13 protein-coding genes and 1 pseudogene are annotated in these 12,660 nt (G+C 73.4%); 6 read left to right on the forward strand and 8 right to left on the reverse strand.

Annotation, left to right across the window (positions count from 1 at the left end):
- Positions 1–79 precede the first annotated feature (79 nt).
- Positions 80–436 (reverse strand): S24/S26 family peptidase, encoded by a 357-nt coding sequence (locus tag GA0070604_RS26730; RefSeq protein ID WP_244162091.1) that lies wholly within the window; start codon positions 434–436, stop codon positions 80–82.
- Positions 437–520: 84 nt separating this feature from the next.
- Between GA0070604_RS26730 and sodN the strand changes: the two genes are divergently transcribed.
- The 3 genes and pseudogenes from sodN to GA0070604_RS26745 all read left to right on the forward strand — a co-directional run bounded on the left by sodN (position 521) and on the right by GA0070604_RS26745 (position 1,906).
- Positions 521–925, forward strand: coding sequence for a superoxide dismutase, Ni (gene sodN, locus GA0070604_RS26735; protein WP_091124489.1), 405 nt, complete (start codon positions 521–523; stop codon positions 923–925).
- Between the two features lie 65 nt (positions 926–990).
- Positions 991–1,458, forward strand: a complete 468-nt coding sequence (locus GA0070604_RS26740) for a GNAT family N-acetyltransferase (protein ID WP_091127438.1) — start codon at positions 991–993, stop codon at positions 1,456–1,458.
- A gap of 44 nt (positions 1,459–1,502) precedes the next feature.
- Positions 1,503–1,906 (forward strand): annotated as a pseudogene (locus GA0070604_RS26745) (ATP-binding protein).
- A 92-nt stretch (positions 1,907–1,998) separates the two neighbouring features.
- Here GA0070604_RS26745 and GA0070604_RS26750 read toward each other — a convergent pair.
- A complete protein-coding gene (locus tag GA0070604_RS26750; RefSeq protein ID WP_377593884.1) occupies positions 1,999–2,433 on the reverse strand; it encodes a hypothetical protein in 435 nt (144 codons plus the stop codon).
- On the opposite strand from GA0070604_RS26750, the gene GA0070604_RS26755 reads away from it, so the two are divergent.
- Both GA0070604_RS26755 and GA0070604_RS26760 read left to right on the forward strand, forming a co-directional pair.
- A complete protein-coding gene (locus GA0070604_RS26755) occupies positions 2,432–3,382 on the forward strand; it encodes a diacylglycerol/lipid kinase family protein (RefSeq protein ID WP_091124495.1) in 951 nt (316 codons plus the stop codon). The genes GA0070604_RS26750 and GA0070604_RS26755 overlap by 2 nt on opposite strands.
- Positions 3,383–3,835: 453 nt before the next feature.
- Positions 3,836–4,093, forward strand: a complete 258-nt coding sequence (locus GA0070604_RS26760; protein WP_073834718.1) for a WhiB family transcriptional regulator — start codon at positions 3,836–3,838, stop codon at positions 4,091–4,093.
- A 154-nt stretch (positions 4,094–4,247) separates the two neighbouring features.
- On the opposite strand, the gene GA0070604_RS26765 is transcribed toward GA0070604_RS26760, so the two are convergent.
- Genes GA0070604_RS26765 through GA0070604_RS26775 form a run of 4 tightly spaced genes read right to left on the reverse strand, consistent with a single transcriptional unit; the run spans position 4,248 to position 7,601 of the window.
- Positions 4,248–4,997, reverse strand: a complete 750-nt coding sequence (locus tag GA0070604_RS26765) for a sirohydrochlorin chelatase (RefSeq protein ID WP_244162092.1) — start codon at positions 4,995–4,997, stop codon at positions 4,248–4,250.
- Positions 4,979–5,743, reverse strand: a complete 765-nt coding sequence (locus GA0070604_RS26770) for a phosphoadenylyl-sulfate reductase (protein WP_091124499.1) — start codon at positions 5,741–5,743, stop codon at positions 4,979–4,981. Before GA0070604_RS26770 ends, GA0070604_RS26765 begins: the two co-directional genes overlap by 19 nt.
- Entirely contained in the window at positions 5,740–5,898 is a 159-nt protein-coding gene (locus GA0070604_RS32785) for a hypothetical protein (RefSeq protein WP_167363577.1), read from the reverse strand. The genes GA0070604_RS26770 and GA0070604_RS32785 overlap by 4 nt, the downstream gene beginning before the upstream one ends.
- On the reverse strand, positions 5,895–7,601 hold the full coding sequence (locus GA0070604_RS26775) for a nitrite/sulfite reductase (protein WP_091124502.1): 1,707 nt from the start codon (positions 7,599–7,601) through the stop codon (positions 5,895–5,897). The genes GA0070604_RS32785 and GA0070604_RS26775 overlap by 4 nt, the downstream gene beginning before the upstream one ends.
- Positions 7,602–8,078: 477 nt before the next feature.
- On the opposite strand from GA0070604_RS26775, the gene GA0070604_RS26780 reads away from it, so the two are divergent.
- Positions 8,079–9,767, forward strand: a complete 1,689-nt coding sequence (locus tag GA0070604_RS26780) for a glycosyltransferase family 39 protein (RefSeq protein ID WP_244162093.1) — start codon at positions 8,079–8,081, stop codon at positions 9,765–9,767.
- Positions 9,768–9,876: 109 nt separating this feature from the next.
- Here the strand turns inward: GA0070604_RS26780 and GA0070604_RS26785 are convergent, their stop codons facing one another.
- Positions 9,877–11,424, reverse strand: a complete 1,548-nt coding sequence (locus GA0070604_RS26785) for a sensor histidine kinase (RefSeq protein ID WP_091124509.1) — start codon at positions 11,422–11,424, stop codon at positions 9,877–9,879.
- 25 nt (positions 11,425–11,449) lie between these two features.
- Complete coding sequence (locus GA0070604_RS26790) at positions 11,450–12,481, reverse strand: SIS domain-containing protein (RefSeq protein WP_091124512.1); 1,032 nt, start codon at positions 12,479–12,481, stop codon at positions 11,450–11,452.
- Positions 12,482–12,660: the final 179 nt, after the last annotated feature.

Consider the following 12,660-nt stretch of genomic DNA (forward strand, 5'->3'; position numbering starts at 1 on the left):
CAGCGGGGCGGCGGTGCGGGGGGTCACCCGGGCACTTTCCGAGCATAGTCAGGCACCCGTCACCCGCGTGTGAGCGGGGTCATATCCGCCGCTGCCGACCGTTGACCAACCGGGGACTCGGCCAGTACCGGGCCACCACCCGGCCCCGCACGTCGGCCACCCCGTAGGCCCGGGAGTCGTCGGTGACCAGGTCGTTGTCGCCGCGTATCCACCAGCCGCCGTCCTGGGGACGGACCGCGCGCTTGACCACGAGCAGGTCGGGGCGGCTGCGGAAGACCGCGACCACCACGTCGCCGGGACGTACCGGCCGGCCGCCGGTACGCACCAGCACCGCGTCCCCGTGCCGCAGGGTCGGCACCATGGAGGGGCCGGTCACCAGTACGGCCGCCAGTGGGCCGCGTAGCACGGGCGAGGCGGGGTCGTTCGGGGCACCCACCGGGTTTCACCTCCCGCCAGCCGGGGAGCATCTCCAGGAGTAATGTCGACCTGGATCATCGCAAACATCCCATGGAGGACCCTGATGCGCCTTCCCCGCATCCTCACGCCCCGTGTGACCGTCAGCGCCCACTGCGACCTGCCGTGCGGCGTTTACGACCCCGCGCAGGCCCGGATCGAGGCCGAGTCGGTCAAAATGATCTGCGAGAAGTACCAGGCGAACACCGACCCGGAGTTCCGCACCCGGGCCATCCTGATCAAGGAGCAGCGCGCCGAGTTGGTCAAGCACCACCTCTGGGTGCTCTGGACCGACTACTTCAAGCCGGCCCACTTCGAGAAGTACCCGCACCTGCACCAGCTCTTCAACGAGGCCACCAAGCTGGCCGGCGCCGCCGGAGCGAAGGGCGCGACCGACCCGGCCAAGGCCGACGAGCTGCTCGCCAAGATCGACGAGATCTCGAAGATCTTCTGGGAGACCAAGCAGGCGTGACCCTGGCTGCCCCGGCACCCACGATCCGGCCGGCGCGTCCCGAGGACGTGCCGGCCGTCGTCGCGATGGTGCACGAACTCGCCGACTACGAGCGGGCCCCCGAGCAGTGCCACCTCACCGAGGAGCAGCTCGCCGCCGCGCTCTTCCCGACCACGCCGGACGGCGCGCCGAGCGGTCCGGGCCCCGCGCTCTTCGGCCACGTCGCGGTGGACGCGACGGGGCAACCGGTGGGCTTCGCCCTCTGGTTCCTCAACTTCTCCACCTGGGAGGGCGTGCACGGCATCTATCTGGAGGACCTGTACGTGCGTCCGGCCGCCCGGGGCACCGGCGTCGGCCGCCGGCTGCTCGCCACTCTGGCCGCGATCTGCGTCGAGCGCGGCTACCGGCGGCTGGAGTGGTGGATGATCAACTGGAACCCGGCGGCCCGCTTCTACGCGGCCATCGGGGCGACCCCGATGGACGAGTGGGTCCCGTACCGGCTCACCGGCGCGGCGTTACACGAACTCGCCGGGAAGGCGACGGTCGTCACATAACCCGACACCTGAGCGGGTAGAGTCCCGCACCGGGGGGATGAGGCGTGACTCAACTGACCGGCCAGCCGACGACCGACGACGATGTCGTGCACCTCACCGTGCCCGCCGACGGCGGTTATCTCGCCGTGCTACGCACCGCCACGGCCGGTCTCGCGGCCCGGCTCCAGTTCGCCCTCGACGAGATCGAGGACCTGCGCATCGCGGTCGACGAGGCGTGCGCGATGCTGCTCGCCATCGCCACCCGAAACGCCGAGCTGGAGTGCCGGTTCGCGGTCACCGAGGACGCCCTCACCGTCGAGGTGAGCGTGCCCACCGTCCGGGGGCCGCGCTCCCCTCCGAGTCGTCCTTCGCCTGGAAGGTGCTGACCGCGCTGACCACCGCGGCGTCCGCCCATGCCGTCGACGGCCGGGCCACCATCTCCCTGCTGACCCGCCGCTCCGACTACTGACCGGCCCGGCGCGACGGCACCCGGTCGTCCCCGGCCGGCCGGTGGAACTTCCGGCCGGGACGCCCGGCCGCCGGTCGGCGGGTGGGCGCGGGTCAGTCGAAGCCGAGCGCGCGGTTGGTCGGCGAACTCACCAGCAACCCGCTGACCCCGAGACCGAGCACGATCAGCGGCAGCCCCAACCAGCCCAGCCCGCCCTGGATCATGTACCAGCCCAACGGCAGCAGCATGAGCTGGAGCACGATGGCCGGCGCCCGGGCGCCCGCCCGGCGGCGTACCAGCGCACCGCCGAGGGCCCAGAGCGCCGCCGCGCCGGCCACCGCGAACGCGGTCACCCACAGCGCCGAGGTGAGGTCGGTGCTACGCGCGGTCAGGTCGGACCAGATGAGCCACGCCGCGACCAGGCCGAGCGCCACCGCCTCGGCGCGCAGCAGCCGGACCGCCCAGTGGAGGGTGGCGGGGACCGGGTCGGAGTCGATCGTCACGGGCGACACGATACCCGTGGGTAGGCGCGGTACAGTGCCGCCCATGCGGGCCGTTCTGGTGGTCAACCCGAAGGCCACCACCACCAGCGAACGCAGCCGGGACGTCCTGGTCCGGGCGCTGCGCAGCGAAGTCGACCTGTCGGTGCGCTACACCCGCCGACGGGGCCACGCCACGGACCTGGCCCGGGAGGCCGCCGAGGAGGGCGTCGACCTGGTGGTCACGCTCGGCGGCGACGGCACGGTCAACGAGGTGGTGAACGGTCTGATGACCGCCGAGCCGCCGACCTTCCGCACCGGGGAGACCCCGGCGGAGCGGTTGCCGGCGCTGGCCACGGTTCCGGGCGGCTCGACCAACGTCTTCGCCCGCGCGCTGGGCCTGCCACGCGAGTGGCCCGACGGGACCAGCATGATCCTGGAGGGGCTGCGCCTGGGCCGGTCCCGCACCGTCGGCCTGGGCCGGGCGGACGACCGCTACTTCACCTTCTGCGCCGGCTTCGGCATCGACGCGGCGGTGATCCACCGCGTCGAGCAGGCCCGCCGGCGGGGCCGGGTGTCGACCCCGGCGCTCTACCTGCGCTCGACGGTGAGCCAGTACTTCCTCGCCTCGGACCGCCGGCATCCCTCGATCAGGCTGGAGCGCCCCGGCGAGAGCCCGGAGGCCGAATTGGCCACGGTCATCATCCAGAACACCGCGCCCTGGACCTATCTGGGTGAGCGGGAGATCAACCCGAACCCGGAGGCGTCGTTCGACCTCGGCTTGGACGTGCTCGCGATGCGGCAACTCCGAGTGGGCAGCACCGCACGTACGGTGACGCAATTCTTCTCCAACCGGCCCGACCCACACGGCCGGCAGGTGCTCCGGCTGCACGACGTGCCGGAGTTCACCCTGCTCTCGGCCCGTCCACTGGCCTTCCAGCTCGACGGGGACTACCTGGGCGAGCGGGAGAAAGTCAGATTCACATCCGTTCCGGCCGCACTGAGAGTAATCTGCTAGGTCTCGGGTACCTCCGTCGGTTGAGCGGCGACCGCCACCCCCAGGGCGGGCGACAGCCCCAAGCCACACCGACGAAAGGTGCCGGAAATGTCAGCAATGTCACGCAGAATGTACTACATTGATCCTCGACTGTGGTACGCCGGGTAACCAGAGCGCTCTGAAACCCGGACAAAAGGGTGGTGAGCCCGCTCACTGTTCGGAGTTTTTCCGAGCGGCACCCTTGACATCGCCGTAGTTCGTGAAAGTATTCACAAGCGAACTTGAGTTACCGGGACATTGCCTGGATATGCTCGGCAGGTTGAGCTCTTCCAGCAGGTCCTGGTGCCTGCAGCCTGCTCACGCAGAGCCGAATTGATGGATGCTGACCGTCACCAATCGGCAACGCGGATGCATATAGGAAAAGCACCAAAGCGTTATCTGGCCACCCACTTAAGAATGAGGAGTGTTGCCGCCATGGACTGGCGCCACGATGCCGTCTGCCGCGACGAGGACCCGGAGCTGTTCTTCCCGATCGGGACGTCCGGCCCGGCCCTCCTGCAGGTGGAGCAGGCGAAGGCCGTCTGCCGGCGCTGCCCGGTGACCGACCAGTGCCTGCAGTGGGCGCTGGAGTCCGGTCAGGACGCCGGCGTCTGGGGTGGGATGAGCGAGGAGGAGCGCCGCGCGGTGAAGCGCCGCGGCGGTCTCCGGGTGCTGCGCGCTCACTCCGCCTGATCGCACCACCGCAAGCCGCACGCCCCGGCCGGGTCACCGGCCGGGGCGTCTTGCTGTCCCGCCCCGGCCCGACCGAGCAGGCTCGCGTCGTCAACTCGGGAACGGCAACCCGTGTGATCGGCGACGCGGGCCACGGAAACAGCCGACCGCCCGATCACCGGAGCCGGGCGTCGACCCGGCGCAGGACCAGATCGGCGAGTTCCGGGAGGTCGGTGAGCGGGTCGGCGACGGCGATCGCACCGGCCGTACCCGCCGCGGCCCGCACGGCGTCATGGAACAGCCCCGGGGCCAGGAAGTAGGCGGCCACCGCCACCCGACGTGCCCCACCGGCCCGCAGCTTCGCCACCGCGACACCGGCCGCCGGAGCGGCCGCCGAAGCGTACGACACCCGGCAGTGGACGCCCAGCTCGGTCCCGAGGGCCGCCGCGACCCGACCCACCGAGCCGCGCGCCCGCGAGTCCCGGGTGCCCGCCGCAGCCAGCACCAGAGCGTCGTACCCGCCGGGCGCCACCTCGGCCAGCCGGCGGCACAACCCGCCCAGCAGCGCGCCGTCCACCCGCCCGTCGGCCGGCCCGAGCACGTCGGTGACCCGTACGTCGATCGGTGGCCTGCCCTCCCCCGCCGCGGCGACGGCCGCCGGGATGTCCACCTTCCGGTGGTACGCGGCGGTCAGCAGCAGCGGCACCAGCACCGCCCGGGGGTGACCGGCGGCGGCGAGGTCCCGCAGCACGGTGGCCGGGCCGGGCTCGGTGTGGTCCAGCCAGCTCGGCACCACCGTGGCGCCGGGGCGGGCAGCCGCCACGGCCCGGGCCAGCGCCCGGGTCGCCTCGGCCGCCCGCGGGTCACGACTGCCGTGCGCGACCAGCACCACCGGCGGATCGACGGTCAGGTGTGCAGGCCGCACTCGGTCTTCTCGAACATGGCCCACCGGCCCGCCCGCGGGTCCTCCCCCGCCTTCGTCCGACGGGTGCACGGCCAGCAGCCGATCGAGCCGTAACCCCGGCCGAACAGCTCGTTGACCGGGATGTCGTGGCGGGCGATGTAGGCGTCCACGTCGCGCTGGGTCCAGGCGGCGATCGGGTTCACCTTGACCTTGCCGCGCCGCGGGTCGAAGGCCACCACCGGGGTGTTGGCCCGGGTCGGCGACTCGTCCCGGCGCAGCCCGGCGGCCCAGGCGTCGTACCCGGTCAACGCCCGCTCCAGCGGCTCGACCTTGCGCAGTTGGCAGCACTCGTCCGGGGACCTGCTGAACAGGCGGGGACCGTACTCGCCGTCCTGCTGCCCGACGGTCATCCGTGGCCGGATCGACCGCACGTTCACCGGCAACCGCCGGGCCACCTCGTCGCGCACCCGCAGCGTCTCCGGAAAGTGCAGCCCGGTGTCCAGGAAGACCACGTCGACGCCCGGCGCGACCCGGGACACCAGATGGGCCAGCACGCCGTCGGCCATCGAGCTGGTCACGCAGAACCGGTCACCGAAGGTCTCGGCGGCCCAGCGGGCGATCTCCAGCGCGGGGGCGTCCGCCAGCTCGCGGCCGGCCTCCTCGGCCAACGCGCGCAGCTCCTCCGGGTCGCGCCGCGCCGGGTCGGCGGGGGCCGGGCCGCCAACCCCGACCAGGCCCAGGCCGACGGCGGAGGTCAGGCCGTTCATCGGGCCACCACCCGGCTGAGCAGGCCGGCGAACCGCACGGAGAAGACCCGCGCGCAGGCGTGGCACTCCCAGGCGCCGTGCCCCGCCTCGTTCGGCCGCAGATCCTCCTCCCCGCAGTACGGGCAGTACAGCGGCGCAGATCGGCTCTCGCTCATCGCAGGTCCTCCTCGTCGACCCGGATCACCCAGTTGGCGAAGGTCTCGCCCTCGGTCCGGCCGGCCAGGTAGCGGCGGGCCAGTCGTTCCACGTACTCGGGAAGCTCATCGGCGGTGGTCTTCAGGCCGCGCAGCTTGCGGCCGAAGCCGGCGGTCTGCCCCTGCGCCATGCCGAGGCCGCCGCCCAGGTGCACCTGGAAGCCCTCCACCTGCCGGCCGTCCGGGCCGACCACCAGCTGGCCCTTGAGGCCGATGTCGGCGACCTGGGTGCGGGCGCAGGCGTTCGGGCAGCCGTTGAGGTGGATGGAGATGTCGGCGTCGAAGTCACGCAGCCGCTCCTCCAGCCGGGCCACCAACTCCTCGCCGCGGGCCTTGGTCTCGACGATGGCCAGCTTGCAGAACTCGATGCCGGTGCAGGCCATGGTGCCGCGCCGCCAGGCCGACGGCCGGGCCTCCAGGCCGATCCGGCGCAGCTCCGCCACCAGCGAGTCGGTCCGCTCCGGCGCCACGTCCAGCACCAGCAGCTTCTGGTACGGGGTGAGCCGCACCCGGCCGCTGCCGTGCGCCTCGACCACGTCGGCGAGCCGGGCGAGCTGCGGCCCGGAGACCCGACCCACCACCGGGGCGGCGCCGACGTAGTTGCGGCCGTCGCGCTGGGCGTACACGCCGATGTGGTCGACCGGCTTCGCCGGCAGCTCCGGGGCCGGGCCGTCGAGCAGCGTACGGCCCAGGTATTCCTTCTCCAGCACCTCGCGGAACTTCTCCACACCCCAGTCGGCGACCAGGAACTTCAGTCGGGCCCGGTTGCGGAGCCGGCGGTAGCCGTAGTCGCGGAAGATGCCGACCACGCCCGCCCAGACGTCCGGCACCTCGGCCAGCGGCACCCAGACGCCGAGGCGCTTGGCCAGCATCGGATTGGTGGAGAGGCCGCCGCCGACCCAGAGGTCGAAGCCGGGGCCGTGCTCCGGGTGCTCCACCCCGAGGAAGGCGATGTCGTTCGCCTCGTACGGGGTGTCCACCAGCCAGGAGATCGAGGTCTTGAACTTGCGGGGCAGGTTGGAGAACTGCTTGTCACCGACGTACCGGCGGACGATCTCGTCGAGCGCCGGCGTCGGGTCGAGCAGCTCGTCCCGGGCCACCCCGGCGACCGGGCTGCCCAGCACGACCCGGGGGCAGTCGCCGCACGCCTCGGTGGTCTGCAGGCCGACCTCCTCCAGCCGGCGCCAGATCTCCGGCACGTCCTCGACCCGGATCCAGTGGAACTGGATGTTCTGCCGGTCGGTGATGTCGGCGGTGTCCCGGGCGAACTCCCGGGAGATGTCCGCGACGACCCGGAGTTGAGCCAGGTTGAGCTCGCCGCCGTCCACCCGGACCCGGAGCATGAAGAACTCGTCCTCCAGCTCGTGCGGCTCCAGCACGGCCGTCCGCCCGCCGTCGATGCCCGCCCGGCGCTGCGTGTAGAGCCCCCACCAACGGAACCGGCCACGCAGGTCCTGCGGGTCGATGGAGGCGAAGCCCCGGTGGGCGTAGATGTTCTCGATCCGGGCGCGAACGTTCAGCGGATCGTCGTCCTTCTTGGTCCGCTCGTTGGCGTTGAGCGGCTCGCGGTGCCCGAGCGCCCACTGCCCCTCGCCCCGGGGACGGCGGGGGGCCCGGGCGGCGGGCGGGTTCTCGGACCGGGTAGGGGTGCTGCTGACCGCCATCGCGGCGTCCTCCGTTGTCTGCTGTGCCCGGGAGCGCGGACGCGACGGCCGGCCCTGGTGGAAGGGCCGCGGACGGCGATGTCGGAGAAGGCCGGCGCGCGGGCGCGCCCGAGACAAATGGGTCGGGCGTCGTCAGTGGGCCGGACAGATCGCGCTGCGCACGCGGCCGTAATCGACGTGGCGGCGGGCCACGAAGCGGCGGACGACAGCGGCGGTCATGGGCTCATGCTCCCACATCGATCGGCTGCCGGCCAACGGCCGGAAGTGTGATCCCACATCACGGGCCGCCGCTTCGCCCATCGACGGTGATGCGCGCACCCCGCCATGATCGACTCCGCGTGCGGGACGTGGTGGTGTCGGCGGGTGCCCGACACCACCGTGTACGCGACCCGGAGCGAACCATGCGGCAACCGGAGTGATCGGCCGGGAATCGGCGGACCGGCCCGGGAGAGCGGCCGCTGTGTGACGCTGCGGAATGTGACCGCAGCCTCCGAGCCTGGACCGGCCGGGGCGACGGGCGCCCGCCGGGGCTGGCTGGTCTGGGCCCCGCCGGCCCTGCTCACGCTGGCGGTCACCCTCACCGGGATCGGCCACGCCCAGCCGTGGCGCGACGAACTGGCGACCTGGAGCGCCGCCGCGCGCCCGGTCAGCGACCTGGTCCGGCTGGCCGGCACCATCGACGCCGCGACCGGGCCGTACTACCTGTTGCTGCACGGCTGGATCGCGCTGGCCGGGGCCTCGCCGACCGCGCTACGGCTGCCGTCCGCGCTCGCCGTGGCCGGGGCCGCCGCGCTCACCGCCCGGCTCGGCGAACGGCTGGCCGGCCCCCGGGCCGGACTGCTGGCCGGGCTGCTCCTCGCCGTCCTCCCGAGCACCTCGCGGTACGGTCAGGAGGCCCGCCCGTACGCCCTCACCGCGCTGCTCGCCGTGGCCGCCACCCTGTTGCTGGTCGGGGCGCTGAGCCGGCCGACGTGGCGGCGCTGGACCGGGTACGGCCTCGTCGTGGCCGCCCTCGGGCTGAGCCACCTGATCGCCCTGTCGCTGCTCGCCGCGCACGCGCTCGTGGTGCTGCTCGCCGCGATACGCGGCCCGGCGGCAGCCGGCCTCACCGGAACGGCGAACCCCGCCGGAACGGAGGCCGGCGGCGACGGGCCGAGCCGGGATCGGCCGGTGAGGGCCGGCCGAGCAGCAGCCGCCGACGCCGACCGCCCGGCGAATGCGTCCCGCGTGGACGCCCGGGAACCCCGCGGCCCGAGCGGCCGGACCGGCCCCGGTGCGGCGGCCGGTCGGGGCGGAGCGGGGAGGAGCCGACGGTGGGCCCGTCCGCGCCTGTTCCGGCGGTGGCTGGTCGCGTTGCTGCCGGCCGTGCTGCTGGTCACCCCGCTGGTGCTGCTCGCCGGGTCGCAGCGGTCCCGGCAGCTCGACTGGGTGGACCTGGCCCGCCCCACCGACCTGACCGGGCTGCCCGGCGGGGTGGCGCAGAGCGGAGTGGTGGGCGGGCTGCTGGTCGGCCTCGCCGCGCTCGGCGCGGGGCGGCTCGGCCGCCGGGCCCTGCTGCCCGGGGCCGCCGTCCTGCTGCCGGTGCTGCTGCTCTTCGCCGCCGGCACGGCCGTGCCACTGTGGGTGGCCCGGTACCTGTTCTTCACCGTCCCGTTCGCGTGCCTGTTGGCCGGGGCGGCGCTGGCCGGCGTACGCCTCGTGCCGGCGCTCGCCGTGGTGGCGCTGGCCGGGGCGCTCGGCCTGCCCGACCAGGCGGCGCTGCGGCGTACGCACGAGTGGCCGCGTACCGCCCCCGTCGACTACCGGGGCGCGGCACAGGTGATCGCCGCGCACGAGCGGCCGGGCGACGCGATCGTCTACTCGCCCCGGGACAGTTGGCTCTTCCTCGACCTGGGGATGGCGTACCACCTCGGGTCGCGGCAGCCCCGTGACGCGCTGGTGGTCCGCGACCAGCGGCAGCGCGCGGACCTCTGGGCCAGCGAGTGCGCCCGGCCGGCGCAGTGCCTGGCCGGCGTGGACCGGGTCTGGCTGGTCGTCTCCGGCCGCCACACCACCGACCCGCTCGCCACCGTGCCCGGCCCCAAGGGCACCACCCTCCGCGACAACTTCACCGTCCAACAGCTCTGGCCCCGCCCCGGCCTCACCATCGCCCTCCTCACCCGCTGACCCCACCCACCCCACCCACCCGGGTTGATCAAGAGGTTTGCGTCACCGTCGCGGCGGAATTCAGACGCGAACTCCTTGATCAACGCAGAGCGGGGATGAGGTGGGTGGGTCAGGGGGTGGGGTCGGTGGTGGGGGTCCGGGCCAGGGGGACGACCAGGACCGCCTCGGTGCCGCCGGTGGCGCCGTTGCGCAGTTCGATGGTGCCGCGCAGCTCGCCGGTGATCAGGGCCCGGACGATCTGGAGACCGAGGTTGCCGCCACGCTCGGCGTCGAACTGCTCGGGCAGCCCGCGTCCGTTGTCCGCCACCGAGACGTGCAGCTGCTTACGGAACCGGTGCGCGGAGACCACCACCTCGGGTCTCCCCGTGCCCTCCGGGCGGGCCGGGCCCTCCTCCTCGGTCGGCGGGAAGCCGTGCTCGACGGCGTTGAGCAGCAGCTCGTTGAGGATCATCACCAGGGAGGTGGCGATCTCGGCGGGCAGTACGCCGAAGCTGCCCTGCCGGCGCATGCCGACCGTCACCTCGGTTGCCGCGACCTCGGTGGCCGCGCTGGCCACCCGGTCGACGATGCCGTCGAACTCCACCGCCTCGTCGCTGGACATGGAGAGCGTCTCGTGCACCAGCGCGATCGAGGCGACCCGGCGTACGGACTCCTCCAGGGCGACCCGGGCCTCCGGCATGCCGACCCGGCGGGCCTGGAGGCGGAGCAGCGCCGCGACGGTCTGAAGGTTGTTCTTCACCCGGTGGTGGATCTCCCGGATGGTGGCGTCCTTGGTGATCAGGGCACGGTCGCGGCGGCGTACCTCGGTGATGTCGCGGACCAGCACCAGCGCGCCGATCGGCACGCCGGCCGGCATCAGCGGCAGCGCCCGGGTGAGCATGGTCGCGCCCCGGGCGTCGATCTCCCGTCGGGGTGGGGCCTCGCCACGCAGCGCGGCCAGCACCGCGTTGCCGGCGTCGGTGCCTTCGAGCGGGTCGCCGGCCAGCCGCCGGTGCAGCTTGGCCAGGTCCTCCCCCACCAGATGCGAGGCGTAGCCCAGCCGCCGGTACGCGGACTGCGCGTTCGGGCTGGCGTAGGTGACCTTGCCGTTGGCGTCGAGCCGGACCAGGCCGTCGCCGACCCGGGGCGCCGAGGTGGTCTCGCCCGGGTGCCGGGGCGGCGGGAAGGTGCCGTCGGCGATCATCTGGGCCAGGTCGTCCGCCGTGGTCAGGTAGTTCAGTTCGAGTTGACTGGGCGTCCGCGCGGTGGAGAGGTTGGTGTCCCGGCCGACCACGGCGATCACCTCGCCGGACTCCCCGTCAGCGGCGCGCAGCCGCACCGGGATCGCCTCGTGCCGGGCGGGCACGTCGCCGTACCAGACCGGGTCGCCCTCCCGCCAGATCCGGCCCTGCCGGTGGGCGACCTCCAGGTGCGCCACCTCCGGCCCGCCGACGATCCGGCCGACCTGGTCGTCGAGATACGTGGTCGGCGCGGTCGTCGGGCGGACCTGGGCCACACAGAGGAAGGTGCCGTCGCCGTCCACCGGCACCCAGAGCAGCAGGTCGGCGAAGGACAGGTCGGAGAGGAGCTGCCAGTCGCCGGCGAGCCGGTGCAGGTGGTCGATGTCGGCCGGCCGGAGCTGGGTGTGCTCCTCGGCTAGCTCACGGAGGGTGGACACGCTGAACAGCGTGCCACGCCGGGGGTCACATCGTCGCCGTGACCTTTTTCAAGCCGCGCGGGGAGTCAGGGTCCTCGCCCCGGGCCAGTGCCAGGGCGAGCGCGAGCCGCTGGAGCGGGAGGATGTCCAGCAGCGGGGCGTACCGCTCGTCGACCTCGGGCACGGGCATCCGGGCGGTCGCCTCGACGTCGGCGGAGCCGACCACCACCACGTCGGCGCGGCGCTCGCCGAGCCGGGGCAGCACCTCGCGCATCGACTGCCCGCCGGGGCCGGACCCGACCACGGCGAGCACCGGCACGTCCGGGTCGGTCATGGCGAGCGGGCCGTGCAGCAGGTCGGCACCGGAGAACGCGAGCGCCGGCAGGTACGAGGTCTCCATCAGCTTCAGCGCCGCCTCCCGGGCCGTCGGGTACGCGTATGCCCGGCCGGTGGTGACGAGCCGGGCGGCGAACCGGTAGCGCGGGGCGAGCTGCGCCGGGGTGGTGTCGGACAGGGTGCGTTCGGCCAGCTCCGGCAGGCGGGCGAGGGCGGCCCGCTCCTCGGCGGGCAGCACGCCGTCGCCGGCGCGTACCCCCTCGACGAGCATCAGCAACGCGAGCAGTTCGGCGGTGTACGTCTTGGTGGCGGCGACGGCCCGCTCGTGCCCGGCGGCGATGTCGACGCTCAGCTCGGCGGTGCGTACCAGCGGTGAGTCGGGGTTGTTGGTGACGGCGAGGGTGAGCGCGCCGGAGGCACGGGCCACCCGCAGCACCTCGGCCAGGTCGGGCGAGCCGCCGCTCTGGCTGACCCCGACCACGAGGGCATCTGAGAGGTCGGGCCGGGCGCCGAAGACGGTGATCGCGCTCGGCGAGGCGAGGCCGGCGGGCAGGCCGAGCCGAATCTCGGTCAGGTACGCCGCGTAGAGCGCCGCGTGGTCGGAGGTGCCCCGGGCGGTGAACACCACGTGGCGGGGCCGACGCTCGGCGATCACCGCCGCGACCCGGGCGATCGCCCCGGCGTGCTCGGCGGAGAGCAGGCGGTCGTAACCGGCCGGCTGCTCGGCGATGTCGGCCGCCATCCCGGCCCCTGGACGCGTCACGAAGCAGACCCCTTCCTGCGCGATTGCCGCGCGATCGATGCTCAGTCTTGCATTTTTCGGCAGTAACGAGCAACGGAACGAACAGTAGTGCGCAGTGGATCACCATCTGGACGGGTGATCCCCTAGGCTTGCCCGACCGGCCGACCACCGAGAGGACG

Origin of the sequence: Micromonospora eburnea (assembly GCF_900090225.1) — a bacterium.
Taxonomy (GTDB): Bacteria; Actinomycetota; Actinomycetes; order Mycobacteriales; family Micromonosporaceae; genus Micromonospora; species Micromonospora eburnea.

Bases quoted from the DNA above. Each gene is read 5' to 3' on its own strand.
- GA0070604_RS26750 (WP_377593884.1), bottom strand. From the start codon at position 2,433: ATGGGCGGCACTGTACCGCGCCTACCCACGGGTATCGTGTCGCCCGTG.
- GA0070604_RS26755 (WP_091124495.1), top strand. From the start codon at position 2,432: ATGCGGGCCGTTCTGGTGGTCAACCCGAAGGCCACCACCACCAGCGAA.
- GA0070604_RS26740 (WP_091127438.1), top strand. From the start codon at position 991: ATGGTGCACGAACTCGCCGACTACGAGCGGGCCCCCGAGCAGTGCCAC.
- sodN (WP_091124489.1), top strand. From the start codon at position 521: ATGCGCCTTCCCCGCATCCTCACGCCCCGTGTGACCGTCAGCGCCCAC.
- GA0070604_RS26790 (WP_091124512.1), bottom strand. From the start codon at position 12,481: ATGGCGGCCGACATCGCCGAGCAGCCGGCCGGTTACGACCGCCTGCTC.
- GA0070604_RS32785 (WP_167363577.1), bottom strand. From the start codon at position 5,898: ATGAGCGAGAGCCGATCTGCGCCGCTGTACTGCCCGTACTGCGGGGAG.
- GA0070604_RS26775 (WP_091124502.1), bottom strand. From the start codon at position 7,601: ATGGCGGTCAGCAGCACCCCTACCCGGTCCGAGAACCCGCCCGCCGCC.
- GA0070604_RS26760 (WP_073834718.1), top strand. From the start codon at position 3,836: ATGGACTGGCGCCACGATGCCGTCTGCCGCGACGAGGACCCGGAGCTG.
- GA0070604_RS26770 (WP_091124499.1), bottom strand. From the start codon at position 5,743: ATGAACGGCCTGACCTCCGCCGTCGGCCTGGGCCTGGTCGGGGTTGGC.